Annotated in this window: 24 protein-coding genes; 10 read left to right on the forward strand and 14 right to left on the reverse strand. The window is 68.6% G+C overall.

The features are described 5' to 3' along the window. Nucleotides 1-5 precede the first annotated feature (5 nt). Nucleotides 6-275, forward strand: a complete 270-nt coding sequence (locus ACFWQC_RS14585) for a type II toxin-antitoxin system Phd/YefM family antitoxin (RefSeq protein ID WP_378678923.1) — start codon at nucleotides 6-8, stop codon at nucleotides 273-275. Continuing rightward, nucleotides 275-694: a type II toxin-antitoxin system VapC family toxin gene (locus tag ACFWQC_RS14590; RefSeq protein ID WP_378678926.1), complete on the forward strand. Its 420-nt coding sequence runs from the start codon at nucleotides 275-277 to the stop codon at nucleotides 692-694. The genes ACFWQC_RS14585 and ACFWQC_RS14590 overlap by 1 nt, the downstream gene beginning before the upstream one ends. Here the strand turns inward: ACFWQC_RS14590 and ACFWQC_RS14595 are convergent. Further along, a complete protein-coding gene (locus tag ACFWQC_RS14595; protein ID WP_378678929.1) occupies nucleotides 675-1856 on the reverse strand; it encodes a PucR family transcriptional regulator in 1182 nt (393 codons plus the stop codon). The two genes, ACFWQC_RS14590 and ACFWQC_RS14595, sit on opposite strands and share 20 nt — an antisense overlap. 71 nt (nucleotides 1857-1927) lie before the next feature. On the opposite strand from ACFWQC_RS14595, the gene ACFWQC_RS14600 reads away from it, so the two are divergent. From ACFWQC_RS14600 to ACFWQC_RS14610, 3 genes are all read left to right on the forward strand, one after another. Continuing rightward, complete coding sequence (locus ACFWQC_RS14600; RefSeq protein WP_378678932.1) at nucleotides 1928-3088, forward strand: ferredoxin reductase; 1161 nt, start codon at nucleotides 1928-1930, stop codon at nucleotides 3086-3088. Nucleotides 3089-3134: 46 nt separating this feature from the next. After that, nucleotides 3135-4388: a fatty acid desaturase family protein gene (locus tag ACFWQC_RS14605; protein WP_378678935.1), complete on the forward strand. Its 1254-nt coding sequence runs from the start codon at nucleotides 3135-3137 to the stop codon at nucleotides 4386-4388. Nucleotides 4389-4584: 196 nt separating this feature from the next. After that, nucleotides 4585-5136, forward strand: coding sequence for a hypothetical protein (locus tag ACFWQC_RS14610; RefSeq protein ID WP_378678938.1), 552 nt, complete (start codon nucleotides 4585-4587; stop codon nucleotides 5134-5136). Between the two features lie 93 nt (nucleotides 5137-5229). Here ACFWQC_RS14610 and ACFWQC_RS14615 read toward each other — a convergent pair whose 3' ends face one another. Further along, entirely contained in the window at nucleotides 5230-5943 is a 714-nt protein-coding gene (locus ACFWQC_RS14615; protein ID WP_378678941.1) for a Type 1 glutamine amidotransferase-like domain-containing protein, read from the reverse strand. 71 nt (nucleotides 5944-6014) lie between these two features. Next, nucleotides 6015-9083, reverse strand: coding sequence for a M4 family metallopeptidase (locus ACFWQC_RS14620; protein ID WP_378678944.1), 3069 nt, complete (start codon nucleotides 9081-9083; stop codon nucleotides 6015-6017). A gap of 201 nt (nucleotides 9084-9284) precedes the next feature. Here ACFWQC_RS14620 and ACFWQC_RS14625 point away from each other — a divergent pair, with 201 nt between their 5' ends. Beyond that, entirely contained in the window at nucleotides 9285-9548 is a 264-nt protein-coding gene (locus ACFWQC_RS14625; RefSeq protein ID WP_292649912.1) for a WhiB family transcriptional regulator, read from the forward strand. Here ACFWQC_RS14625 and ACFWQC_RS14630 read toward each other — a convergent pair. Next, nucleotides 9545-10456 carry a sigma-70 family RNA polymerase sigma factor gene (locus ACFWQC_RS14630; RefSeq protein WP_378678948.1) on the reverse strand — a complete coding sequence of 304 codons (912 nt, stop codon included), beginning with the start codon at nucleotides 10454-10456 and terminating at the stop codon, nucleotides 9545-9547. The genes ACFWQC_RS14625 and ACFWQC_RS14630 overlap by 4 nt on opposite strands. Nucleotides 10457-10601: 145 nt before the next feature. On the opposite strand from ACFWQC_RS14630, the gene ACFWQC_RS14635 reads away from it, so the two are divergent. Next, a complete protein-coding gene (locus ACFWQC_RS14635; protein WP_378678950.1) occupies nucleotides 10602-11066 on the forward strand; it encodes a carboxymuconolactone decarboxylase family protein in 465 nt (154 codons plus the stop codon). A 58-nt stretch (nucleotides 11067-11124) separates the two neighbouring features. Here the strand turns inward: ACFWQC_RS14635 and pgm are convergent, their stop codons facing one another. Then, on the reverse strand, nucleotides 11125-12774 hold the full coding sequence (pgm, locus tag ACFWQC_RS14640; protein ID WP_378678953.1) for a phosphoglucomutase (alpha-D-glucose-1,6-bisphosphate-dependent): 1650 nt from the start codon (nucleotides 12772-12774) through the stop codon (nucleotides 11125-11127). A gap of 38 nt (nucleotides 12775-12812) precedes the next feature. Here pgm and ACFWQC_RS14645 point away from each other — a divergent pair, with 38 nt between their 5' ends. Then, nucleotides 12813-13604, forward strand: a complete 792-nt coding sequence (locus ACFWQC_RS14645; RefSeq protein ID WP_378678956.1) for a crotonase/enoyl-CoA hydratase family protein — start codon at nucleotides 12813-12815, stop codon at nucleotides 13602-13604. Here ACFWQC_RS14645 and ACFWQC_RS14650 read toward each other — a convergent pair. From ACFWQC_RS14650 to ACFWQC_RS14660, 3 genes are all read right to left on the reverse strand, one after another. Next, entirely contained in the window at nucleotides 13586-14419 is an 834-nt protein-coding gene (locus tag ACFWQC_RS14650; RefSeq protein ID WP_378678959.1) for a hypothetical protein, read from the reverse strand. The two genes, ACFWQC_RS14645 and ACFWQC_RS14650, sit on opposite strands and share 19 nt — an antisense overlap. 78 nt (nucleotides 14420-14497) lie before the next feature. Further along, complete coding sequence (locus ACFWQC_RS14655; protein ID WP_378678962.1) at nucleotides 14498-15439, reverse strand: oxidoreductase; 942 nt, start codon at nucleotides 15437-15439, stop codon at nucleotides 14498-14500. A 75-nt stretch (nucleotides 15440-15514) separates the two neighbouring features. After that, on the reverse strand, nucleotides 15515-16123 hold the full coding sequence (locus ACFWQC_RS14660) for a LysE/ArgO family amino acid transporter (RefSeq protein ID WP_378678965.1): 609 nt from the start codon (nucleotides 16121-16123) through the stop codon (nucleotides 15515-15517). A gap of 74 nt (nucleotides 16124-16197) precedes the next feature. On the opposite strand from ACFWQC_RS14660, the gene ACFWQC_RS14665 reads away from it, so the two are divergent. Then, nucleotides 16198-17100, forward strand: a complete 903-nt coding sequence (locus ACFWQC_RS14665; protein WP_378678968.1) for a LysR family transcriptional regulator ArgP — start codon at nucleotides 16198-16200, stop codon at nucleotides 17098-17100. A 5-nt stretch (nucleotides 17101-17105) separates the two neighbouring features. On the opposite strand, the gene ACFWQC_RS14670 is transcribed toward ACFWQC_RS14665, so the two are convergent. The 3 genes from ACFWQC_RS14670 to ACFWQC_RS14680 all read right to left on the reverse strand — a co-directional run bounded on the left by ACFWQC_RS14670 (nucleotide 17106) and on the right by ACFWQC_RS14680 (nucleotide 20732). Next, nucleotides 17106-17462, reverse strand: a complete 357-nt coding sequence (locus ACFWQC_RS14670) for a hypothetical protein (protein ID WP_378678971.1) — start codon at nucleotides 17460-17462, stop codon at nucleotides 17106-17108. 90 nt (nucleotides 17463-17552) lie between these two features. After that, a complete protein-coding gene (locus tag ACFWQC_RS14675) occupies nucleotides 17553-18779 on the reverse strand; it encodes an MFS transporter (protein WP_378678974.1) in 1227 nt (408 codons plus the stop codon). A 99-nt stretch (nucleotides 18780-18878) separates the two neighbouring features. Continuing rightward, on the reverse strand, nucleotides 18879-20732 hold the full coding sequence (locus ACFWQC_RS14680; protein WP_378678977.1) for an acyl-CoA dehydrogenase: 1854 nt from the start codon (nucleotides 20730-20732) through the stop codon (nucleotides 18879-18881). A gap of 198 nt (nucleotides 20733-20930) precedes the next feature. Here ACFWQC_RS14680 and ACFWQC_RS14685 point away from each other — a divergent pair, with 198 nt between their 5' ends. Further along, nucleotides 20931-21386: a nuclear transport factor 2 family protein gene (locus tag ACFWQC_RS14685; protein WP_378678980.1), complete on the forward strand. Its 456-nt coding sequence runs from the start codon at nucleotides 20931-20933 to the stop codon at nucleotides 21384-21386. 71 nt (nucleotides 21387-21457) lie between these two features. Here ACFWQC_RS14685 and ACFWQC_RS14690 read toward each other — a convergent pair whose 3' ends face one another. From ACFWQC_RS14690 to ACFWQC_RS14700, 3 genes are all read right to left on the reverse strand, one after another. Beyond that, nucleotides 21458-22486: a calcium-binding protein gene (locus ACFWQC_RS14690; RefSeq protein ID WP_378678983.1), complete on the reverse strand. Its 1029-nt coding sequence runs from the start codon at nucleotides 22484-22486 to the stop codon at nucleotides 21458-21460. A gap of 159 nt (nucleotides 22487-22645) precedes the next feature. Continuing rightward, nucleotides 22646-23278, reverse strand: a complete 633-nt coding sequence (locus ACFWQC_RS14695) for a DUF2461 domain-containing protein (protein ID WP_378678986.1) — start codon at nucleotides 23276-23278, stop codon at nucleotides 22646-22648. Nucleotides 23279-23312: 34 nt separating this feature from the next. Continuing rightward, the gene (locus ACFWQC_RS14700; protein ID WP_378678988.1) at nucleotides 23313-24689 is read right to left on the reverse strand and encodes an adenylosuccinate lyase family protein; all 1377 of its coding nucleotides are present in this window, start codon (nucleotides 24687-24689) and stop codon (nucleotides 23313-23315) included. Between the last annotated feature and the right edge of the window lie 102 nt (nucleotides 24690-24791).

Raw genomic sequence — 24791 nt, forward strand, 5'->3', positions numbered from 1 at the left:
GATGCATGAGCGAAGTACGCGTGGGTGAGTTGAACCAGCAGACCGGGCGGGTGCTGAGGCGAGTCCAGAATGGCGAGTCTCTGATCGTCACCGACCACGGCCGTCCGGTGGCGATGCTTGTTCCTGCGCCGGCCAGCAAGTTCGATCGGATGGTCGCTCTGGGGCAGATTCGACTGCCGAGCAAGAACGATTGGGGTCTACTGGACATCGAGCCGGTCACTCGGTCGGAGGACTTGAACGACGTTCTGGCTGAGCTTCGAGCGGACACGATCTGATGCTCGCGTACATCGACACGTCGGCGGCGGCGAAACTTCTTCTCGACGAGCCGGAGCGCTCATCTCTACGCGACCACCTGCAGGAGATGAAGGATCGCGGCGACCGACTGATCTCGTCGGACCTTCTTGATGTCGAGTTGGCGCGCATCTGCGTCCGGCTAGGCATCGATCAGGCGTTGGCGGGCCGGATCGTGGCGAGCGTGTCTCGAATGGGGATTCTGCCGGAGGTGATCGAGGAAGCGAAGGAGATCAAGCAGGCGGTCAAGTCGCTCGATGCCATCCATCTCGGCACAGCCCTGCTCCTCGCCGAGGAGGCCGAGGGAGACGAGGCGGTCGAGCAGGTCATCACGTACGACGACCAGATGGCCCGGATAGCCGAAGAGCTTGGCTTCGAGGTTGTCAGCCCAGGGCGACCGTGAGGGCGAGGAGCATGGCGGGGTCGTCCAACCGGTCCCCGTACACGTCGCGCAGCTGTCCCATCCGATAGCGGACGGTCTGAGGGTGGATGAAGAGGTCGGCGGCGACCTCGTCGCGCCGGCCCTGGTGGAGGAGCCAGGAGCGGAGGGTCTCGGTGAGCTTCTCGGCAGTGGCGGGACGCATGTCGGCCAAGGGGGCGAGGACCTGGGCACGCAGGTCCTCACGGGCGTCGGTGTCGGCGGAGAGGACCAGCTCGACCAGGTGCTGCTCGGTGTCGGAGCCGAGGCCCGCCTCGTGGGCGCGGCGGGCACGCTCGTACGAGATCCGGGCCTCGCGCCAGGGCTTGGCCGGACCGGCGATCGACCGACGACCCTCCAGCGCCTTCATCAGCGCCCGGCGCCGGCGACCGTGGGCGTCGGGGACCAGCAGCAGGGTGTGGTCGTCGAGATCGCGCAGGTCGTCGTGCTCCAGGGTTCCCTGGTTGACCTTGGCGAGGATGGTGCCGACCTGGGAGTTCGGGACGAGTACGGCAGTCAGCGTGCTCGGCGGGGTCCACTCGGCCCGCACAGCGGCGTCATCGAGCTCCTCCGGGGTCGCCTCGGCCAGCAGCTTGCGGGCCAGCCGCTCGCGAAGCTGTCGGCGTACGCGGCCGGTCGTGGCTCGCTCGTCGGCATGCCCGGCCGCCGAGGCCTCCGAGATCTCGTCGATCCAGGCGAAGACCAGCGCCGAGAACTCCACCAGCATCGCCGGTGCCATGCCGCCCTCGACGGCTTTGCTCGCGAGCTCTCGCCAGGCCACTCGGGCACCGATGCGGTAGGCGGCCAGCAGGGCCTCCATCGTCCGCCCGCTCCGAGCCTCGCCGCGGCCCAGGTCGTAGGCACCCTGGACAGCAGGCGGCGTCGCGGCCGACACATCGGAGGCCAGGCCCGCCCCGGAGGCGAGCGACAAGAATCCGCCCAGCGCCACGCCGACCGCGGTCCGGATCGTCTCGCCCATGTGCCCCGAGAGCGCGTCCTGGTAGGGAGGCACCTCGGCGATGATCGCGGCGACCACGTCGTCGCCGACCTGGGGGAGCACGGCACGGATCGAGTCGACGACCTCGGGCGTCAGACGGACGTCATAGGACGAAAGAGCCGGCACATCTCGGGAACTTTTGTTCGTCACGTATAAATCCGCCTATCAGATTCACGTCGCTAACACAGGAGTTTACCTCGCATAAGTAGCACCATGGATACATGGCTGAGATCTCTACATCCCCCGCCCTGTTCGCCCCGGGCGAGGTCGGGCGACCCGCGCTGCGGGAGAGGCTCTCCCGCAAGGTGTGGGAGGTCGCCGAGAAGATCGCCACGCCCCTGGCGCCGGCCGACTACCTGGACATGTTCAACCCCCTCCGACCCGGCGCTGACCTGCGAGGACGCGTCGTCAAGGTCACCCCGGAGACCGCCGACGCGGCCACCATCGAGATCAAGCCGGGCGCCGACTGGAACGGCCACACCCCGGGTCAGTACGTCCGCGTGGGCGTCGACGTCAACGGCGTACGCCACTGGCGCGCCTACTCACTGACCCACGGCCCCCGCAAGGACGGCCTCATCTCGATCACCGTCAAGGCCGTGCCCGACGGCAAGGTCTCCAGCCACCTGGTGCGCCGCCTGAGCCCCGGCAAGATCGTCCACCTCGAACAGGCAGCCGGCGACTTCGTCCTGCCCAGCGACCTGCGCGGCCACAAGTTCCTGATGGTCACCGCCGGCTCCGGCGTGACCCCGGTCATCGGGATGCTGCGCAACCTCTTCCCGGTCACCGACGAGGGCGTCGTCGAGCACCAGCGGCTCGACGTCACCGTCGTCCACGTCGCGCCCAGCCGCCCCGACTCCATCTTCATCCGCAACCTCGAGTCCCTCGCCGAGGCCGGCGCGATCCGCCTCCTCACCCGCTACACCGGCTCCGAGGGCCGCATCGACATCGACACCCTCACCGAGCTCGTCCCCGACCTGAGGGAGCGCAAGGCGTACGCCTGTGGTCCCGCGGGCCTCCTCGACAACCTCCAGGCCTGGTACGACGAGGCGGGCCTGCCGCTCCAGACCGAGCAGTTCCGACTGGCCACCGTCGTGACCAGCGAGGGCGGCACCGTCGCCTTCACCGGCAAGACCGTCGACGCACCTGGAGACAGGCCGATCCTCGACGCCGCCGAAGAAGCCGGCGTCCTCATGCCGAGCGGTTGCCGTATGGGCATCTGCTTCGGCTGTGTGCTTCCGATGAAGGAGGGCGCCGTCCGCGACCTCCGCAACGGTGAGCTCACCGTCGCCCGCCCGGGTGAGACCGGCCCCGAAGGGGTACCGATCCAGACCTGCATCTCCGCCGCCGCCGGCGAGTGCGTCATCGACCACCCTGCCTCCTGAACCAAGCTCGAACGACCAGCCCCCACAAGACGAGAGCGAGACAGCCATGACCATCGCACCTGATGCCCCCCCGGCCTACACCGGCCCGATCGCCCACCTGACCCGCGACGACATCGAGCAGCTCGGCCGCGAGCTCGACGCCATCCGCCAAGAGGTCATCGACACCCGCGGTGAGCGCGACGCTGCCTACATCCACAAGGTCATCAAGATCCAGCGCTCGCTCGAGCTCGGCTCCCGTGCCGTCCTGCTCGTGAGCATCTTCCCGCCGGCGTTCGTCGTCGGCACCGTCGGTCTCTCGATCGCCAAGATCCTGGACAACATGGAGATCGGCCACAACATCATGCACGGCCAGTGGGACTGGATGCGTGACCCGAAGATCCACTCCACCGTGTGGGAGTGGGACAACGCCTCGACGAGCGAGGGGTGGAAGCACTCCCACAACGAGCTGCATCACACCTACACGAACATCGTCGGCAAGGACAACGACCTCGGCTGGGGCATCATGCGCGTCGACGAGGAGCAGCGCTGGACCCCGTCGAGCCTGTTCCAGCCCGCGATGAACTTCATCAACATGTGCATCTTCGAGTATGGCATCGCGATGTACGACCTCGAGCTCGGCCGGGTGATCCGGCAGAAGAAGAAGGGTCGCCGCCCGTCCGCCGAGTGGCAGATGGCGGCGAAGCGTACGCTCGCCAAGATCCGCCGCCAGGCGTTCAAGGACTACGTCGCTCACCCGCTCGTCTCGATGGTCACCCTGTCGGGCCCGACGACGCTGCTGGCCAACGTGATCGCAAACTTCACCCGCAACGTCTGGACCCACTCGGTGATCATGTGCGGTCACTTCCCCGAGGGCGTCGAGACCTTCGAGCTCAAGGACATCCCGGAGGACGAGACCCGCGGTGAGTGGTACGTCCGGCAGATGCTCGGCTCTGCCAACATCTCCGGCTCGAAGTTCCTGCACGTCATGTCTGGCAACCTGTCCCACCAGATCGAGCACCACATCTTCCCGGACCTGCCCTCGAACCGCTACGCCGAGATCGCGCCCAAGGTCCGTGCGCTCTTCGAGAAGTACGACCTCAACTACCACACCGCGCCGATGCCGCAGCAGGTCGCTTCAGCGTGGCACAAGGTCGTGCGCCTCTCGCTGCCCAACGGCTTCCTCGAGTCCACCAACGTGCGCAACGCCCCCAAGCAGGTCGTGAAGCTCGTCAAGGCGGTCCGCGGCGACACCCGCACCCGTCGCCGCCTGCTCAAGGAGTTCGAGGCGGCCGGCGCTGCCTCCATCGGCAAGGCGCTCTGACCAGCTGATACGACGGGACGTTCTCGTCGGCCACCTACGGGTAGACCGACGAGAACGTCCCGTCCTATCTGTCGGGCGTCGTAGGCGCCCGAGCGCCGCCGGTGAACACCTCGGTCACACCTGGCCCACGGTGACGAATGTCGTATGGACATCACCCGCCAGGACCGGTAGACAACTAGCCACTATGGAGAACGAGTTGATTCCCGGAACCGGGTCGCCGACCGCGGTGCGCAGCTATGTGACCGCCAACAAGCCGAACCCGTCGGCGCTCGCCGAGGGTCTGTGGGTGCTTCCTCCCGACGTGCTCTCCAGCGGTGACCGCGCGGTCCTCTTCGACCAGTACAAGCTCTATGTCGCCGAGGCCGAGCGGCTCAGCGTGCGGCGCACGCTCACCAGCGCGTTCCTGCTGGTCCTCAACGTCGGGCTCCTGGTCGCGGGCACGGCTCTCGTGGCCAGCGCGCCCGAACGGCCCTGGATCTTCACGGTCGCCCTGATCGCCGCCCTCGGCTCGTGCCTCGGCTGGTTCTGGATCATCCGCTCCTACCGGCAGATGGCGAGCGGGAAGTACTCGGTCATCTCCCACCTCGAGAAGCAGCTCCCCGCGGCGCCCGGCGTTGCCGAGTGGTCGGCCGTCGGCCTCGGTCGCGACAGCTCGCGCTACCTGCCGATGAGCAACGTCGAGGTGTGGGCGCCCGCGCTCTTCGGCTTCTGCCACCTCGCGACGTACGCCCTGCTCTACCTGCCCTGACGCTGGTTGAAGGCCACTTCGTTCAGACCTCGGAGCAGCTCCGCTGGTTGAGCCGCCGGAGCCGCTAGGCGGAGGCGTGTCGAAACCAACACATCATGCGAGCGTACGAACCTTCAGCGGGGTCTCTCCGTCCGGCCCGACGGCGTAGGCGACTCCGTCGGGCCGCTCGCTGAGCACCTCGACCAGCTCGCCGTCGCGCCACAGCAGGGCTACGCCGTCGTCGGCCGCGTAGCCGGCCGGGAGCGCCCCGGACCCGACGAACCGGACGTACGTCTCGCGCCGGTCTGCCTCGCCGAGGTAGTGCGGGCAGAACGAACCGGGGAGGAACCCCAGTCCGTCGGGGAGCGGCGCGGTGGGGCCGAAGGAGTCGGTCGAGGAGGCCTCGTACCAGCAGTTGGCCCCGGCCGAGATCCCGGCCAGGATCGTCCCGCCGCCGGCGGCCTTCTCCAGCAGGGCGGGCAGTCCGTGCAGCCGCCACACCGCCAGCAGGTTGGCGGTGGACCCGCCCCCGACGTAGACGATGTCCTGGTCGAGCAGCTGCTCGAGGTCGTTGATCGGGAGCTCGTGCCCCTCAGGCGCCTTGTTGAACAGCGACAGCACCTTCGCCTCGGAACGGTCGGCGTACGCGGTGAGGAACTTGTCGTGATAGCTATCGGCGTCTCCGCTGGCGGTCCCGATGAAGCAGACCTTGGGTCGCTCGTTGCCGCTCAGCTGGTTCAGCTCCGCGTCGAGCGGCGAGAAGTCCCGCCCGTGCACCTCCGGCATCGAGAAGCCGCCACCGCCCATGGTCAGGATCGTTCCGCGCATGGCGTGAGTGTAGGGACACAGAGGGCCCCGCCGAACTGGATTGTTCGGCGGGGCCCTTGAAGGTGTGACGGCTACTTGACCCTGACGGTCACCGTCTCGGTGATCGCCTCGTTGTTCCGGTCACCCGAGTAGACCACCTTGTAGGTGTGGGTGCCTCGGAACGCCCGGAAGGTCGCTTCCTCCTTCTTCAGCCGGAAGCGGCCGACACGGATGCCCTTCTCACTGACGACGATCTCGCCGGAGGCGCGCTCGCCGTCGACGGTGATCTCGACCTTGCCCTTCTTGGGCGAGGTGGCGGAGATCTCCGGGACCGCCTTCTCGGTGCAGTAGCTCACCGAGACGTTGTCGACGGCCCAGCCCTCGACGCCGTTGCAGCCGTCTCGACCGAGGTCGAAGCGGAACTTCACGGTGTCACCGGCGTCGGCGATCGCATCGAGGTCGACGATCGTCGTGCCCCACTGACCGGTGAACTTGCCACCGTCGGTGCCCGTCCAGGCGGGCTCGCCGGCGAGGTAGCCGCTCTGCGGGTCCATCGTCGCGCCCGGCGCGTTGAAGAGGTACGCAGCCTGGTCGACGAGCGTGAAGTCGCCGCCGTTGACCGAAACCTTGACGTTGCCGCCGTCCCAGCTCGACTCGGTGCGCACCGAGTGATCGAACGTGAGACGAGGCGTCTGGCCCGCGGGCACGGTGATCTCCGGGGAGATCAGGCCGTTGCGGCTGGTGATGTCACCAGTCGCGTCGCCGCACTGGCCATCGACGGGGTCGGGACCCCACGCCGCCTTGGTCTCGTTGCCCTCGACGCCGCTCAGGGTCTCCCAGGGGTAGTCGTTGCCGGGGACCAGGGACTCGGCGTCCTGGGTCCAACCGATCAGACCGTCCTCGAAGTCCTCGGTGTAGGTGGTGACCTCGTTGGTGCCCTCGCCACACAGGGCGGGGGTGTTCGGGTCGAGCATCGGGCCGAAGTTGCACTGGACCGGCTCGTCGGCGAGCTCGGTGGCCGTGTTGGCCGCCGCGACCGCCGCACAGTCAGCGGCCGTGATCGGCTCCAGAGCCGGAGCCGCCGCCTCGCCACCCGGAGTCTCGCCGCCGCCGGTCTGCGGCGTCGAGGTCCCCAGGGTGAGCTTCTTGAGCGAGGTCGCGCCGGTCAGGTCGGCGCACGAGGAGACCATCGCCTGGGCGTACTCGGGGAAGCCCGAGGTCGGCGTCAGGTAGTTGGTCTGGGCGTGCCAGATCAGGTTGGCCGCCTTGTCCAGGCCGATGCCGGCCACGGTGACGTCGTTGTAGGCGCCGCCGTCCACGAGCAGGGCGTAGTGGTGGTTGATGACACCCGAGTTGGAGTGCACGCCGCCGGAGTCGTCGGTGGTGCAGTGGTACTCCTCGTCGGAGACCTTGCCCGGGTCGCCGTAGCAGGTCGGGTTCCACATGTCGCGGATCGCGCCGCCGAAGGCGGTGGAGTCCTCACCCATCAGCCAGCGTACGGACTCGTCCTTGGACTCGGCCGAGGCGTCCTTGATGGTGATGTTGACCGCGCCGGTGGCGTTCTTGATCTTCTGACCGGTGGCGTAGTCGGTGGTGGCACCGTAGATGTCGGAGTTGCCGGCGATGCTGCCGAGCGGCTGGCCCTCCAGGAACGCGATCACGACGCCCTTGGCGCCGGCGTTCTTGGCGTTCGCGACCTTCTGGGTGAACGGGCAGGTGCCCCGGTCGACGAGCACGAACTTCCCGTTGACCGCAGCGGCGTTATCCAGCGGCGAGCAACCGTCGGTGGTCGTCGGGCCACCGGCGTCGGCGGCGTCGAGACCGACCACGATGTCGCTGGTCACTCCGGCGGTCGGGAACACCGGACCGAAGCTGGCAGCCGCGGCCGGACAGTCTCCGGCCACGTCGGCCGGCGAGTTGATCGTCAGCGTGATGGCGCCGCGGGTGGAGGAGGAGCAGTGCCCATCCGTACGGGCCACGTCGTCGGTGGTGTTCTCACGAGTGTTGAGGAAGTCGAGCGTGTTGCCCCACATGTCGGAGTACGCCTCGTTGAGCGCACCCGGCTGCCACTGGTAGATCAGGCCGGAGGTGTGCTCGGTGTAGGCGTGGCCCCACTCGTGCGCCACCACGTCGTCGGAGGTGACCCCGGAGCAGTAGTTGGTGGTCGCGCCGTTCCAGTTGGCGTTCGGGCACGAGATCGCCGGGTCGTTGTTGACCGTGACCATCTTCGCGCCGGAGCCGTCGTAGGAGTCGCGGCCGAAGGTGTTCTTGAAGAGCCAGTAGGACTCGCCGGTGGTGGCGACCTCGTTCTGCTGGTCCTGGTCGAGGGTGCCCGGGAAAGCGTCGTTCTCGACCCAGACGGTCGCGTCGTCGCTGGTGTCGGGCGTGTTGTGCTTCTCGACCAGCTCTCGCTCGTTCGCCGAGTGGATCATCGAGTAGCGGTTGACCGGCTTGCCGCTGGCGGCGTCGATCACGACGGTCTCGCGCACGGTGGACCGGTTGGACACCTCGACGACCCAGGCGAGCAGGCTCTTGCCGCTCACGCCCTGGGCGGCGCCCATGCGGTAGATGTTGAGGTCGGCCTTGACGACCTTGACGCCGGCGGTGTCGACCTTGCTGTCGGCGTGGGACTCGGCCGGCTTCGACTCAACCAGCTCGAGCGCCTTGGCGCTGGCTTTCTCCTTCGACCACTTCGGGGTCGTGCCGAGGTCGAGGTTCGGGGCGGCGAAACCGTTGACCGAGGTCAGGTCGCCGGCCTTGTCGACGTGGGCCTTCAGGACGCCGCCGAAGACCGGCACGTCGTTGTAGGCCTGCTCGAACTCGACCGTCCAGCCGGCCGGGGTGGTGCTGACCGTCGACTGGTCGAGCTGGTCGGCCTCGGCGCCGAAGACCGGCGCGTACTTGTCGAGATATTCGCGTGCCTTCGCGGCCGCCTCCGACTTGCTGTCAGCGGTGACGCCGGGCAGCAGGTCGCCCTTGGTGGACGCGTAGCCGATCAGGCCGGTGGCGCCCTCCTTCTTGAGCGTGACGGTCTGATCGGCCGCGGCCTTCAGCTGGTCGATGCCGCTGGGATCCGGTTCCGCGGCGAAGGCGGCGATCGGTGTGGCCACCAGGCCTGCCGCGACGAGCGCAAGGCTGATTCCTTGCTTTCCGAGCTTCACGGGTTGCTCCTCTCGGGGTTCCGCCGCGTCGAGTCGCGGCGATTTCGCATCGTAGAGAGATTTGCGATGAAGAAGGGTGCAAACGCGAAACACGAGTCCGAAACGATTCGCCCTCGGGAGATTCTCAGTGGGAGGTCCTCAGGGGAGATCTAAGGTAGTTTCCCGATGTGCGGGCCTACCTCAGGCGCAGATTCTCGAGGGGTGCCCTTGGAGATCATCCCGCCTTTGTACGCCGCCGGCCTGCCGTGCCACGGAGACGACTCTGCGTTGTGGTTCTCAGAGTCCCCCGCCGCCCTCGAGGTGGCGAAAGATCGCTGCCTCGACTGCCCGGTGATGCGTGAGTGTCTCTCCGGTGCTCTGGCCCGCTCCGAACCCTGGGGCGTCTGGGGCGGAGAGATCGTCGAACGCGGCCAGGTGGTCACCCACAAGCGTGGCCGCGGCCGACCCCGACGCCAGGCCGCCTAGGCGTGCGCTGACTCCAGGCCCAGGCTGTCGGCGAGCTTCGCGACCTGGGCGGGGGCGGCGTACGCCTCGATCTCGGTGATCCGCCCGTCGACCACGGTGAACGCCATGACGCTGTAGAGCTTCCCGTGGAAGGTGACCGCGACGCCGGCAGCGCCGTTGACGAGGGCGGAGTGGGTGACGCGGTCGGCGTGGGCGTACATGACGGCGTTGCCCGCGACCTTCTGCGCGCCGCGGTATGTCGTGATCCCGGAGCCGAGATCGGCGTGCAGGACGACGTCGGGGTGGAGCGCACCGATCAGCCGGTCCAGGTCGCCGTCCTGGGCGGCTGCGAAGAACGCGTCGACGACCTCGCGCTGCGCGCTGACATCGGCTTGCGGCGTCCGGCCGCGCACCCTGCGCCGCGCGCGGCTCGCGAGCTGACGGGTCGAGTCCGAAGACCGGTCGAGCATCGTCGCGATCTCGTCGAACGGCACGGCGAAGAGATCATGGAGTACGAAGGCAAGCCGCTCGTCCGGGGAGAGCTGGTCGAGCACGACGAGGAGGGCGATGCTGACCGAGTCGGCGAGCATCGCGCGCTCGGCCGGGTCCTGGGTGCCCATGTGCAGGTTGCCAGTGTCGTCGAGGACGACCGTGGGGTCCGGCAGCCGGCTCCCGAGCGGCTCGGCATCGAGGGACAGCTCGCTGCGGGTCTTGCGTGAGCGGAGCATGTTGAGCGAGACCCGTGCCACCACGGTCGTCAGCCAGCCGCCGATGTTGTCGATCTCGTCGGCGTCGCTCCGGCTCAGCCGGAGCCAGGCGTCCTGGACGGCGTCCTCGGCCTCGGAGGTCGATCCGAGCATCCGGTAGGCCACTCCGAACAGGTGCCGCCGCTCCTCCTCGAAACGCTCGGCCAGCCACTCCTGCTGCATCGTTCTCTCCTGGTTCTCGAGGCCTGTGGGGTCTTCTCGCCCCTAGACTCGACACGTGAAGCAGACCAGATGTGACCGATCCGGTGAAAGAATTTTTCTTTCTCGGACCCGTCACATCCGTCCGCCCCACCGGGTCAGGGATGGCATGAGCAACCGAATGAAGAACCCCGCAGAAGTCATCCCCCAGGCATTCAAGGGCATCGGCAACCTCCTGGCCGCCGTGGCCGAGGGTGGCCTTCCCGAGACGACGACCGAGCTCGTCGCGATCCGGGTGAGCCAGCTCAACGGCTGCGCCGCCTGCCTCCAAGGTCATGCCGTACGTCTCGCCGACGTCGGCCTGCCGATCGAGAAGGTCGTCGGCCTGGCGGCCTTCCGCGAGTCGCCCTTCTTCGACGAGGCCGAGAAGGCGGCCCTCGCCCTGGCCGATGCCCTCACCCGCCTCGCCGACTCCGAGGACGCTGTCCCCGACGAGCTCTGGCGTGAGGTCACCAAGCACTACGACGAGAAGCAGACCGCCGCGCTGATCGTATGCATCGCCACCCACAACCTCTTCAACCGAATCAACGTGACAGTGAGAGAAGACGCGGAGCGCCCGTTCTGGACCCGCTGACCCCCCGAGAAGTCAGTTCGACTCTTCGGTGTCAGAAATCGACGTCTCGGCGGGTGGGTCAGGCCAGGGCGGCGGAGACGACCGCTTTGGCCTCATCCTGGACCTTTGCCAGGTGGGCGGGGCCTTGGAAGGACTCGGCGTAGATCTTGTAGACGTCTTCCGTCCCGCTCGGGCGGGCGGCGAACCAGGCAGACTCGGTGGTCACCTTCAGGCCGCCGATGGCCGCACCGTTGCCCGGCGCCTCGGTGAGCTTGGCGGTGATCTCCTCACCGGCCAGGCTCGTCGCGGTCACGGCTTCGGGGGAGAGGCCGGCGAGCTTCGCCTTCTCCTCGCGCGAGGCGGGGGCGTCGATCCGGGCGTACGCCGGCTCGCCGTGCTCGCCGACCAGCTCGGCGTAGCGCTGGGAAGGCGTCTTCCCGGTGCGCGCCAGGATCTCGGAGGCGAGCAGAGCGAGGATGATGCCGTCCTTGTCGGTGGTCCACACGGTGCCGTCGAAACGCAGGAACGAGGCGCCCGCGGACTCCTCGCCGCCGAAGCCGAACGAGCCGTCGATCAGCCCCGGCACGAACCACTTGAACCCGACCGGCACCTCGACCAGCGGCTTGTCGAGCGCACCGGCGACCCGGTCGATCATCGAGGAGGAGACCAGGGTCTTGCCGATGCGCGCGGTCGCCGGCCAGTCGGGACGCGCGCCGCCGAAGAGGTGGTCGATCGCGACCGCGAGAAAGTGGTTGGGGTTCATCAGCCCGGCGTCGCGGGTGACGATCCCGTGCCGGTCGGAGTCGGCGTCGTTGCCGGTGGCGATGTCGAACTCCGGGGTGCTCTCCACGAAGCGCACCAGCTCGGCCATCGCGCTGGGGGAGGAGCAGTCCATCCGGATCTTGCCGTCCCAGTCCAGCGGCATGAAGCGCCAGGTCGGGTCGACCAGCTCGTTGACCACGTTGAGGTCGATCTTGTGCCGCTCGGCGATCTCGCCCCAGTAGGCGACCGAGGCCCCGCCCAGCGGATCGGCGGCGATCTTCACCCCGGCATTGCGGATGGCGGCCAGGTCGACCACGTTGGGCAGGTCGTCGATGTAGGAGCCCAGGAAGTCGTACGCCTCGGCTCGTCGCTTCGCAGCGGCGAACGGCACCCGCTTGACGCCGGAGAGCCCGGCGCGGATCAGCTCGTTGGCACGGGCGGCGATGACCTTGGTGGCATCGGAGTCGGCGGGACCGCCGTGGGGCGGGTTGTACTTGAAGCCGCCGTCGGACGGCGGGTTGTGGGACGGGGTCACGACGATCCCGTCGGCCAGGCCAGAGCCCGACAGGCGGCCGGCGTTCGCCCGAAGGATCGCGTGTGAGATCGCCGGCGTCGGCGTGTAGCCGTCGCGGTCGTCCACCAGGACGCGTACGTCATTGGCGACCAGCACCTCCAGCGCGCTCGCCCACGCGGGCTCGGAGAGGCCGTGGGTGTCGCGTCCGATGAACAGCGGCCCATCGATTCCCTGCGAGGTCCGGTAGTCGACGATCGCCTGGGTCGTGGCCAGGATGTGCGTCTCGTTGAAGGCTGACTTGAGCGAGGACCCGCGATGCCCCGAGGTGCCGAAGACGACCTGCTGCGCCGGATCGTCCGGGTCCGGCTGCAGGTTGTAGTAGGAGGCGACCAGGTGAGGTACGTCGACCAGGTCGGCGGGCGTAGCGAGCGTTCCAGCGCGTGGGTCAGCCATGTGCCCCATCATGCCTACTGCCCCGTAATGTTCTCCCCATGCCCCTCGTCACCACCGAAATCAACGACGGCATCGCCCAGGTGCGTCTCAACCGCCCGGACAAGCTCAACGCGCTGACCCTCGAGCTGCTCCGGGAGCTGGTCGACACCGCCAAGGAGCTCGGCAAGAACCACGACCTGCGCGCGGTGGTCATCGCCGGTGAGGGGGACGCGTTCACCGCCGGTCTCGACTTCGCCTCGGTCCTGCGCGACCCGAAGAAGATCGTCGGCGCGTTCATGCCCGTGCCCTTCCGTGGCACCAACCTCTTCCAGGAGTCGGTGTGGGCCTGGCGCCGGCTGCCGGTCCCGGTGATCGCGGCCGTCCACGGTCACTGCCTCGGCGGCGGCGTACAGATCGCGCTCGGCGCCGACTTCCGCATCGCCGAGCCCGACTCGCAGTGGTCGATCCTCGAGGGCAAGTGGGGCATCATCCCCGACATGACCGGCATCCGGTCGCTCTCCGAGGTCGTCGGCATCGACACCGCCAAGAAGCTCACCATGACCGCCGAGCAGTTCTCCGGCGAACGCGCCTACGAGCTGGGCCTGGTCACCGAGCTCTCCGCCGACCCGGTCGCCACCGCGACCGCCTTCGCCCGCAAGCTCTCCGAGCGTTCCCCCGACCAGCTCGCCGCCGCCAAGCGCCTCTTCAACGACACCTGGTACGCCCCCATCAAGCGCACCTTCTCTCGCGAGCGCATCGAGCAGCTCCGCCTCCTCTTCGGCGAGAACACCAAGATCGCCCGCGAGGCCGCCTTCAAGCGCGAGAAGCCGACCTACAAGCCCCGCCGCTGACCCGGTTCAGCCGAGGCGTCACCCCCGTCGGTCGAGGCGTCACTGGCGTCGGCCGAGGCGTCACTGGCGTCGGCCGAGGCGTCATCGGCTGCCTTCTCGGCCAGCGGGCGTGACGTCTCGGCCGACGTACCTGACGCCTCGGCCTGCGCGGCCGACGCCTCGGCGTGCTTGCGGCGGCGCTTGATCTCGCCCTGGGCCAGGACGAAGGCGAGGACCACGGGCCAGACGTACTTCAGGTGGTTGGCGACCCACTTGACCCATTCGGGAACCTGTACGTTCGGCAGGTCCGGCCAGGGGATCGACGGCCACGGGATGCTGGGGAGGTCGGGGAGCGGCAGGTCGGGGAGATCCGGCAGGTTCGGGAGCGGGAGGTCGATGTCTGGCAGCGAGATCCGGGCGATGATCCACGCGACGACCATCGCGGCGACGATGCCGCCGACCACGCCCGCGGCGCCGCCGAGGGTCTCGATGAGCGCATACCGCTTGGGATGGTCGATCACCCGGCGTTCGTACGCAGCAGCCCTCGACTCCGGCTCCGGGGTGAGGTCGGTGCCGCCGATGCCGGCCATCCCGGCGAGGTCCTCGCCAGGCTCGAAGTAGGTCGCGCGACGCGGCGTACCGAGCCCGGAGTGGATCACGAGCAGGCTCCCGTGCTCCTTGCTCTCCAACCGGGCCCGGTCGTCGGAGGTCTTCCGGGTGAGGACCTCCTCGCCGTCGACGGTCCACACGAACCTACGGACGATCTCTCCGGTCACCTCGAGGTGGTGGGTGTGCCCGGAGATCGTCCGCGACCAGATCTGGACCTTCTTGCTCACCCTGGTGAATCTAGGATCCGAGACACCTCGAGGACATCGGCCGGAGGTAGCGACCGGGGTCAGACTTTGGTCTGTGCCTCAGGGATAGGCGATGCCGGTGGTCTGCTCGGAGAGCTCCCACAGGGCCCGCGCCGCCTCGGGGTCGCGCGCGAGGCGCGAGGCGTTGACCGGCTTCGGCACGCCGCGACCCTCGAAGGCGTCGCTCGGCCCGATGTACGTCCCGGGCTCCAGCCCGGGGAAGGTCGCCGCCATCAGGGCCGGCCAGGCGCCCGCCTCCGGGGTCTGCGCCATCGCCCGAACGGCGGCCTCGCCGATGCTCGCGATCGGCGCGAACATGGTCCGGGAAGCGCCGTTGGCCATGAGGTGGGTCGAGGCGAGCCCCGGGTGGGCGGCGTACGCACCGACCGGCAGTCCCGCCTTCTCCAAGCGCCGCTGGAGCTCGAAGGTGAAGAGCAGGTTCGCGAGCTTCGACTGGGAGTAGACGCCCCACGGCGAATAGCGCCCGACCTGCACCGTCGGGAACCCGAGCGGCGCCTTGCGGGCCGCCTTGTGCGCCACGCTCGCCATGGTCACGATGCGCCCCTCGCCGCTCTCGGCCAGCGGCTCGAGCAGCAGCCCGGTCAGCAGGAACGGCCCGAAGTGGTTGGTCGCCATCTGCAGGTCGAGGTCGTCCGCGGTCCGCGACTGTGGCGTCGCCATCACACCGGCGTTGTTGACCAGCAGGTGCAGCGGTCCGCCGCCGTCGAAGGTCGCCGCCGCGATCGCCTCGGCCCCCGCCCGCACCGCCTGGAGCGAGGAGAGATCGAGCGCGACCCGGTCGAGGCTGGCGCCCGGAACCTCTTCGGTCAGTGCCTCCGCCGCCGCGTCGAGCTTCTCCCAGGACCGCCCCGCCAGGATCACCCGTGCCCCGGCAGCCGCGAGGCCGCGCGCGACGAAGTAGCCGATCCCGCCCAGCGTAGGTCCGGTCACCACGGCGTTCTTGCCGGTCAGGTCAGGAATATCGGAGATCGTCCACGGCATGCGGCCACACTAGGCGGCTGGTCAACACATTGGAGGGATTTGACTATGGCCGGATTTGAAGGGCGGCCCGCCCCATCAGCCCAGTCCGCCCAGTGCGAGCCCGCCGGCGATCGCGAGCATCATGCACCCGATGAGACTGTCGAGCACCTGCCAGGCACGTCGGCTGGCGAGCAGCGGCGCGAGGAGCCGAGCGCCGTAGCCGAGACCGGCGAACCAGATGATGCTGGCCAGGCAGCCGCCGATGGCGAACCCCCATCGCGCCGAGCCGTACGTCGCCGCGATCGACCCGTGGAGCACAAGTGTGTCGATGTAAACATGCGGGTTGAGCCAGGTGAAGGCGGCCGCCTTGGCGATCACGCGGGGGAGCGTCTCGCGGGGCGCATCCGCAGCATCCATCCCCGAGGGCCGCAGCGCCCGCCGGAACGACCCGATGCCGTACCAACCGAGGAACACGACCCCGAACCAGCGCAGCACCTCCACCGCCCACCCGGCGCTCTCGACGACAGCCCCCATCCCGGCTACACCGGCACAGATGAGAACCAGGTCGGAGACCGCACACACCGCCACCACGGCGAGCACGTGCGAGCGCAGGATGCCCTGCCGCAGGACGTACGCGTTCTGGGACCCGATCGCGATGATGAGGCTGAGTCCGGTGAGGAGCCCGGCGAGGCTGGCGTTGATCACACCAGCGACGCTAAGCCGCCACGCGTCTACAGACCAGCGAAAGAATCTAACCGAAGATGAGTCACACTTAAGATATGCCCGCCCTCGACCCGACCCAGCTCGAGACCCTCGTCGTGATCGCCGAGGAAGGCACCTTCGACGCCGCGGCGAGACGCCTCCACATCACCCCGAGCGCCGTCAGCCAGCGGATCCGGGCGCTCGAGCGCGCGGCCGGGCAGGTGCTGGTGCGGCGTACGACTCCCTGCACTCCCACCGAGGCCGGCGAGCCGCTGATCAGGCACGGCCGACAGCTCCGCCTGCTGCTCGACGAGGCCGCCGCGAGCCTGAGCGCCGGCGACAGCAGCGACGACACCGTCGTCAACCTCTCGGTCGTGGTCAACGCGGACACCCTCGCGACCTGGTTCCGTCCGGTGCTCGACGAGGTGGCGACCTGGGACCGGACGGCGCTGCGGATCACCGTGGAGGACCAGGGCTACTCGGCCGACGCGCTGCGGCGTGGCGAGGTTCTGGCGGCCGTCACCAGCGAGCCCAAGCCGGTCCAGGGCTGCACGGTCGAGCCGCTCGGCCGGCTCCGCTACACCCCCGGTGCGGCCCCGGTGCTGATCGAGCGCCACCGCAAGGGCCGAGGCGTCGACTGGGGCGCGATCCCGATGATCGTCTTCAACGAGAAGGACCATCTCCAGGACGAGGTGCTGGCCGCACACGGCGCGACCCGGCCGCCGGTCGTCCACCGAGTCCCGAGCAGCCACGACTTCCACGAGGCCATCAGGCGCGGCCTCGGCTGGGGGATGCTCCTCGACGCCCAGGCCGAGGCCGACCTCGAGTCAGGCGCGACGGTCCCGCTCCCGGGCGCGAAGCCGATCGACATCCAGCTCTTCTGGCAGCGCTGGCGCCTCGACTCGATCGCGCTCGACGACCTGAGCGAAGCCGTACGCCGCGCCGCCCGCGACCAGCTACGCCCGACGCGCCGTCGCTGACCGGGTCAGCCCCGGCCGCCGGGGTGCCCGGAGCCGAACTGCTGACCGTGAGGGGCGCCGTGCACGGGCTGGCCGGCCGGCGGGTAGTTGCCCTGCGGCGGAGGGCCAGGAGGGTAAGCACCCTGGGGGCCGCCGCCGTAGGGGCCGGGCTCGTACTGGCGGTGCTCGACGGCGGTGGTGTGCTGGGACCGGTTCACCGACAGCAGCACGCCGATCACGATCGCGAGGCCGCCGGCGATCACGAAGATCCAGCCCAGCGGCTCGCTGGCGATCGCATTGGCGAGCTCGTCGGGCAGATCCACGGCGCTGGTGAGCAGGATGAGTCCGAGGACCAGCAGGATGATCCCTAGGCCGATGGTCATGGCAGAACTCCAGAGGTTGGGGGTGGCGCGCCACGCTACCCAGCCGGTTCAGGCCCCCATACCGTCCCCCGCATCACGGCCTGCCGCAGATCAGGCCGTACGCCGCGCCCCCGCCACCCCGCGAGCCGCGACCCCGAGCAACACCAGCAGGAGCGCGCCGAAGGCGAGCATGGCGGGTTCGGTCGCGACGAACTGCACCAGGATCCCCAGCAGCACCACCGGCACCGTGATCCCGAGATAGGCCATCAGGAAGAGCCCGGCCAGCGCCTCGCCACGGCTGTTCGCCGGCGCCACCGAGATCACGGTGGCGACCGCGGCCTTGAACGACATCCCCGACCCGGCCCCGGTGACGACGGCCCCGACGACCAGCACCCAGAACGTGCCGGACAGCAGGGCGCCGACGACCAGGAGCAGTCCGGCGGTCAGCGCGACCAGCCCCGTGGCGTACAGCCGATGGCGAGGCCAGCGCCCGGCCAGCACCTGGAAGAGCGCCGCGGCCCCGAAGATGGAGAACCCGACCATGCCCGCGACGGCGTGCGAGCGCATGCCCAGATCCTCGGCGAGGAACGACGGCACCAGCGAGGTGAAGAAGCCGAACATCGCGAACGCCACGAAGCTCGCCATCCCCGCGGCGAAGTAGGCGCCGCGCGCGTCGGCCGGCACCCGCACCCGCTGCGGCCGGTAGGTCCACCCCGGCTGGTCGGTGTCGACCGTCTCCGGCGCCGCCACGACCGCGAGCAGCCCGAGCACCATGAGGAACGCGAAGACCGCGTACGGCGTGTAGAGCGGTCGCGGCGCCCACTCGGCAAGCGCGCCCGCGACCAGCGGGCCCAGCCCCAGCCCGCCGATGTTGGCCGCGGTCGCGACCACCTCGGCCCGGGTCGCCGGAGCCTCCGGCCGGCTGCGCCGGTGCAGCTCGGCGAGATGGGCCGTCGCGGTCGCGGTCAGCATCCCGACACCCAGCCCGGACAGCAGCCGCGCCAGCAGCAGCCAGCCCAGCTCATGGGTCGAGAGGAAGATCAGCGCGGAGAGCACGTTGAGCAGCACCGCCGGCGCCACCACCCGCCGCCGCCCGAACCGGTCCGAGAGGTGACCGGCGAGGAAGAGCGAGATCGCCACCCCCGCGCCGTACGTCGCGAACACCACCGTGATCACGAACGAGCTCCAGCCCTGCTCCTCGACGTAGAAGACGTAGAGCGGCGCCGGCGCGGCCGCGAAGCCCATCGTCACCGCGAACAGGAACGCCACCGACCAGAACCCGCGAGTGTGATGCGCGGAGTTCGTACGCAGCAGCCGGGTCTCGGTCACAGAGGTCACGTGACTCATCAACCACCGAGCGTGCCCGACTCATTCCGCCAGACGCACCGCGGCCCGCCCGGAGGACCGGGCGGGCCGTAGCGTACGAGCGGATCAGCCTCAGAAGGCGGACTCGGGCAGATCCATGATCGAGTTGTCGATCGCCTCGGCGATCGCCCGCTCAGCGGTGAGCTTCGGCAGGTTGTAGGAGGCGAAGAACTTCGCGGCGGCGACCTTGCCGGTGTAGAAGTCCGTGTCCTTGCCCGGGTCACCCGCGAGGGCGGCGAGGGCGATCTCGGCCTGGCGCAGCAGCAGCCACGCGACCACGACGTCGCCGACGGCGAGCAGCAGGCGCGAGGTGTTCTGGGCGACCTTGTAGATGTTGGTGATCTCCTCCTGGGAGGCCATCAGGTCGTTGAACATGTGCCCGACGATCGCGTTGACATCCTCGAGCGCGGTCCCGAGCAGAGCACGCGACTCCTTGAGCTCGGCGGAGCCCTCGTTGTCGAGGAAGGCCTGGATCTCGCCGGCGATCTGGCCGAGCGCGGCGCCCTGGTTCTTCACGATCTTGCGGAAGAAGAAGTCCTGGCCCTGGATCGCGGTGGTGCCCTCGTAGATCGAGTCGATCTTGGCGTCGCGGACGTACTGCTCGATCGGGTACTCCTGGAGGAAGCCCGACCCACCGAAGGTCTGGAGCGACTCGGTGCCGAGCAGCACCCAGGCGCGCTCGGAGCCGTAGCCCTTGACGATCGGCAGCAGCAGGTCGTTGACCGCAGCGGCCAGCTTGTTCTCGTCGGAGCCGTCCTCGGTGAGGACGACCTTCTCCTGCCACGCGGTCGTGTAGTAGACCAGCGCGCGCATGCCCTCGGCGAACGACTTCTGCACCAGCAGCGAGCGGCGTACGTCGGGGTGGTGGGTGATCGTGACGCGCGGGTCCGTCTTCGCGGCAGCGACGAGGTCGGCGCCCTGGACGCGGGTCTTGGCATACTCGAGAGCGTTCAGGTAGCCGGTCGAGAGGGTCGCGATCGCCTTGGTGCCGACCATCATCCGAGCGTTCTCGATGACGTCGAACATCTGGCGGATGCCGTCGTGAACCTCGCCGAGCAGCCAGCCCTTGGCGGCCTCGCCGCCGCCGACCTGCGGGTCACCGAAGGTGAGCTCGCAGGTGTTGGACACCTTGATGCCCATCTTGTGCTCGACGTTGGTGACGTACGCACCGTTGCGCTCGCCGGTGAGCTCACCGGTCTCGTGGTCGAAGTGGTACTTCGGCACGAGGAAGAGGGAGAGGCCCTTGGTGCCCGGGCCGCCGACGCCCTCGACGCCCTTCGGGCGGGCGAGGACGAGGTGCATGATGTTCTCCTGCAGGTCCGACTCGGCGCTGGTGATGAAGCGCTTGACGCCGGTGATGTTCCAGGAGCCGTCCTCGTTGGGCGTGGCGAAGGTCTTGCCGGCGCCGACGTCGGAGCCTGCGTCGGGCTCGGTCAGCACCATCGTGGAGCCCCAGAGGCGCTCGACCATGATCTTGGCGATCTGCTTGTCGCGGTCGTTGCCGTTCTCGTAGACGACCTTCGAGAAGAACGGGCCGGCGGCGTACATCCAGATCGCCGGGTTGGCACCGAGCAGCATCTCGGCGGTCGCCCACACGAGCGAGTTCGGGGCCACCTGGCCGCCGATCTCCTCGGGAGTGTGCAGGCTCCAGAAGCCCGACTCCATCCACGCGTCGTACGACTTCTTGAACGCGGCCGGGACCGGCGCGGTGTTCGTCTTGGGGTCGAAGACCGGCGGGTTGCGGTCGGCCTCGACGAACGACTCGGCGAGATCCTCGCGCGAGAGGCGCTCGACCTCCGCGAGGATCTCCTTCGCGGTGTCGACGTCCAGGTCCGCGAAGGGACCGGTGCCGAGCACCTTGTCGGTGCCGAAGACCTCGAACAGGTTGAACTCGATGTCGCGGAGATTGCTCTTGTAGTGGCTCACTGATCCACCTTCATAACCTTTGTCGGATTTACCAGTTGCGGGAGCGCCGGTCGGCACGCACTACTGGCGGGTAACATTAAGAATAGGCTGGCTCTCAAGGGGTGGCAAGCCCGGGTCTACTCATGAGTAGGGGTCTTGCTCACATTTGCTAGCACTGGACGGTAGAACACGTTTCAGTTTCGGCGTACGATCTGCCGCATGATCTCCTCCGACGCCATCACCTGGAACGCCCCTGACGACGAACACCCCGCACGTACGGCCGGGCAGCGCTCCTATGCCGCCGTCGCCAAGGGCGATCTCGACGAGTGGCTGACGATCTACGCCGAGGACTGCGTGCTCGAGGACCCTGTCGGGCCGTCGATGTTCGACCCCGAGGGCAAGGGCCACCACGGTCACGAGGGGCTCAAGGCCTTCTGGGAGAAGGCCATCGCCTCGGTCCACACCTTCGAGTTCGAGATCAACGACTCCTTCGCCAACCCCGAGGGCAACACCTGCGCCAACATCGGCCGCATCAAGACGAGCTTCCCCGACGGCAGCTACACCACCACCGACCTGATCATGGTCTACACCGTCAACGACGAGGGCCGCATCAAGTCCATGAAGGCCTTCTGGGAGCCCGAGCGCACGATGGCGAGCTTTACCGCGGCGGGCTGAGCGTACGAGTGGGCGAAAGCGGTAGCCGATCCAGTCCAGAACCTGCCACTTTCGCCCACTCGCAGGATTGATCAGATCGTCGGATAGGCGGTGCCCACCGGCGGGTACGACTGCAGACCGCCGATGGTCACGCAGGAGTACGTGGCGCCGGCCCCGGGCTCGGGCGCGCAACGGTCCTTTCCGGACTGGCCTCTGACGACATCGGCGTCGGCGCCGCCGACAAGCTGATCCCGGTCGTCCCCGCCGAAGATGCGGTCGCGCCCTTCACCACCCGCGATCGAGTCGCGTCCGATGCCGCCGACCACGTAGTCGCTGCCGCCGTAACCCTTGATCCAGTCCGGCCCGCTGCCACCGTAGAGACCGTCGTTGCCCGACTGGCCGCTGATGCTGTCGGGCCCGGTCCCGCCGTACGCCTGGTCGGCGCCGCTGCCGCTGTAGACGCCATCGCTGCCGCTGCCGCCGTAGAGTCGGTCGTCGCCGCTGTCGCCGTGGACGTAATCGTTGCCGAGACCTCCGGACACGGCATCGCTCCCGGCCGAGCCGAAGACGTTGTCGGATCCGCCTTCGCCATAGACGCGGTCGTTGCCTCCCTGGCCCTCGATGAGGTCGTTGCCGTCGCCACCGTAAAGCGTGTCCCCGGCGTCGGTCCCGCTGGCCGAGGAGATGCCTGGGGCGTAATGGCCATGGATTCGGTCATTGCTGCCGAGCCCCCAGATGACGTCCGAACCGGAGCCTCCGCGGAGATCGTCTCCTCCGGACGTGCCGTGGATCCGGTCGTTGCCCGATCCGCCGTCGGCCTGGCGGGACCAGATCTCATCGTTGCCGCCCTGCCCGAAGACGTAGTACGCCGCCCTGATCTTGTCGTCGCCCTCGCCGCCGCAGACGACGTCGTTGGAGTCGGCGTGGATGGTGTCATTGCCCGGCGTGCCGAGGATGACGTCCTCGAAGGAGGAGGTCTGGGGCTGCTGGCCCCGGTTCATGTCGATGGTGACCGTGGAGCCGCCGCAGGTCGAGGCTGCGGTGCCGGGGCCGGCGGTCACAAGAATCGCCGGGATGATCAGGAGCGATGCGGCGCCGACGAGGGGGATAGAGGTACGCACGGCGCACACCGTAGTGGGTATGGCGTATTCGCGCGCGGGCAATTCGCCGGTTCGTGCACATTCCCACCAAGGTGGGGTTCGGTGACCGCGAGAGCGCTGTTCAGCTGCCACATTCCCGCCATAGCGGGAAGGTGCTCCGCTCCAGGTCCCGGCCCGCGCTCACGCCACCGCGTGCTCGGCGATCCACTCGACCAGGGGACGCACGGCTCGCCAGTCCTTCTTCACCTCGCCGACGAGGTCGGGGGTGTGGATGATCGGCTCGAAGCCGATGGTGCGGCCGAGGTGGATCGACTTGTGGCGGAGGAGCTCGATCTTGGGGTGGTCCTTGTCGAAGCCGCGCGGGGCGGTCTTGAGGCGGTCGCCGGTGACCTCGTAGCCCTTCTTCTCTGCGACTGCGAGGCGTTTCTCCAGGTCAGCGCCGTAGTGGTCGTGGACGATGGCGTCGCGGAAGGCGGCCAGGCGGGGCGGCTCGAACCAGTAGCAGCCGCCACCGGTGCGGATGCCGCGGGGCGAGACCTCGACGTGGTAGCCGGTCTGCGGCGCCACCGCCACGAAGGCTCCCTGGTGGGTCTTGTAGGGGAGCTTGTCCTTTGAGAAACGTACGTCGCGGTAGGGCCGGAAGATCTTGGCGCTGCCGAACTCCTCGGCGAGCTCGTCGGTGAGCGCCTTCATCGGCGCGTGCACCGACTCCTTGTAGATGTGCTTGTGGGCTTCCCAGAACGACTTGGTGTTGTCGACCTCGAGGTCGTCGTAGAAGTCGAGCGCTGCAACGGGGAAACCTTCGAAAGCCACGTACGCAGCCTATCGACGTCCGCGCGACGCCGGATCAGACGGCGGGGATCTGGATGCCGTCGGCCACCCGGCGGGCGTGCTCGGCCATGGCGCGGGCGATGTTGGCGGACTCGCCGAGGTGGCGGCACGGGTCGAGCAGGTCGGCGATCTCGCTGCGGGTGAAGTGCTCCGAGACCTCGGGCGAATCGGCGAGGAGCGAGGCGAAGTCGATGTCGTCGACCGCGGAGCGCTGGGCGAGCTCGAAGACGACGTCGTGGGCGACCTGGCGGCCGATGCGCTCGCCGAGCTCGAGCATCAGCGACTCGGAGCCGATCAGCCCGCCGGAGAGGGCCAGGTTGGCGCGCATCCGGTCTTCGTCGAAGGTCAGCCCGGTGAAGATGACCACGAGCCGGGCCAGGACATCGCCGGCGAGCCGCGAGGCCTGCGCGACCGCGTCCTCGAGGATGCCGGTCATCGCGCCGTTGGCCTCGTGGTCGTGGAGCATCGACTCCATCGCCGGGGCGACGAGCCCGCGCAGCTGGGTGGCGGCGGTGATCACGTCCAACGTCAGCTGCGGGTTGCGCTTGTGGGGCATCGTCGAGGAGCCGATGGTGCCCTCGGGGATCGGCTCGAAGGCCTCCCCGAACTCGGGCTGCATCATCGAGTAGACGTCCTTGCCGATCTTGCCGGCGGTGCCACCGAGCATCCCCAGGATCGAGACCCACTCGACCATGCCGTCGTTGATCGCGCGCGAGGGGACCGGCATCGAGCCCATGTCGAGCCGGGAGGCCGTCTCGGTCTCGATGGCGCGGGCGTGGGAGCCGAAGGAGGCCATGGTGCCGGCGGCGCCGCCCATGAGCAGCCGGAAGACCCGGTCCTCGACCGAGCGGAGCCGGTCGACGTGGGCGGCGATCTCATCGATCCAGATGGCGACCTTGAAACCGAAGGTGATCGGGACCGCGTGCTGGGAGTGTGTGCGCCCCGGCATCGGCACCTCGGCGCCGGCCTCGGCGACCTTCGACAGCGAGCGCAGCAGGTCGCCGAGCAGATCGAGGATCTTGTCGTGTGCCTGGCGCAGCAGGATCAGGTCCGCGGTCTGGGTGATGTTCTGCGTGGTGGCGCCCCAGTGGACCCAGCCGCCGTGCTTCGCGCCGACGACCCGGCAGAGCTCCTCGACCAGCGGGGTCAGCGGGTGGCTGTGCTCGGCGGTGGCCTTCTCGATCCGGTCCAGGTCGAGCTTGTCCAGATCGGCGGCCTCGGCGATCGCCTCGCCGGCCTCGGCGGGGATCACCTTCACGGCCGCTTCGGCGCCGGCGAGGGCCGCCTCGACGTCGAGTCGCGCCTGCAGGCGTGCCTCGTAGGTGAAGAGATCTCCGATGCCGTGGTCGGGGACTCGTCCGTCGGTGAATCGGCTGCTCGAGCCCGCGGGCATGTCGAGTGATCCTTTACGTGTCGTTCACACAATGATTGGAAAACAGAAACCCAATCTTAATGGACGCAAGTAGCAAACACCCGCGATCGTGTGCTGCGTCAC

Source organism: Nocardioides sp. NPDC058538 (genome assembly GCF_042719275.1).
Taxonomy (GTDB): domain Bacteria; phylum Actinomycetota; class Actinomycetes; order Propionibacteriales; family Nocardioidaceae; genus Nocardioides.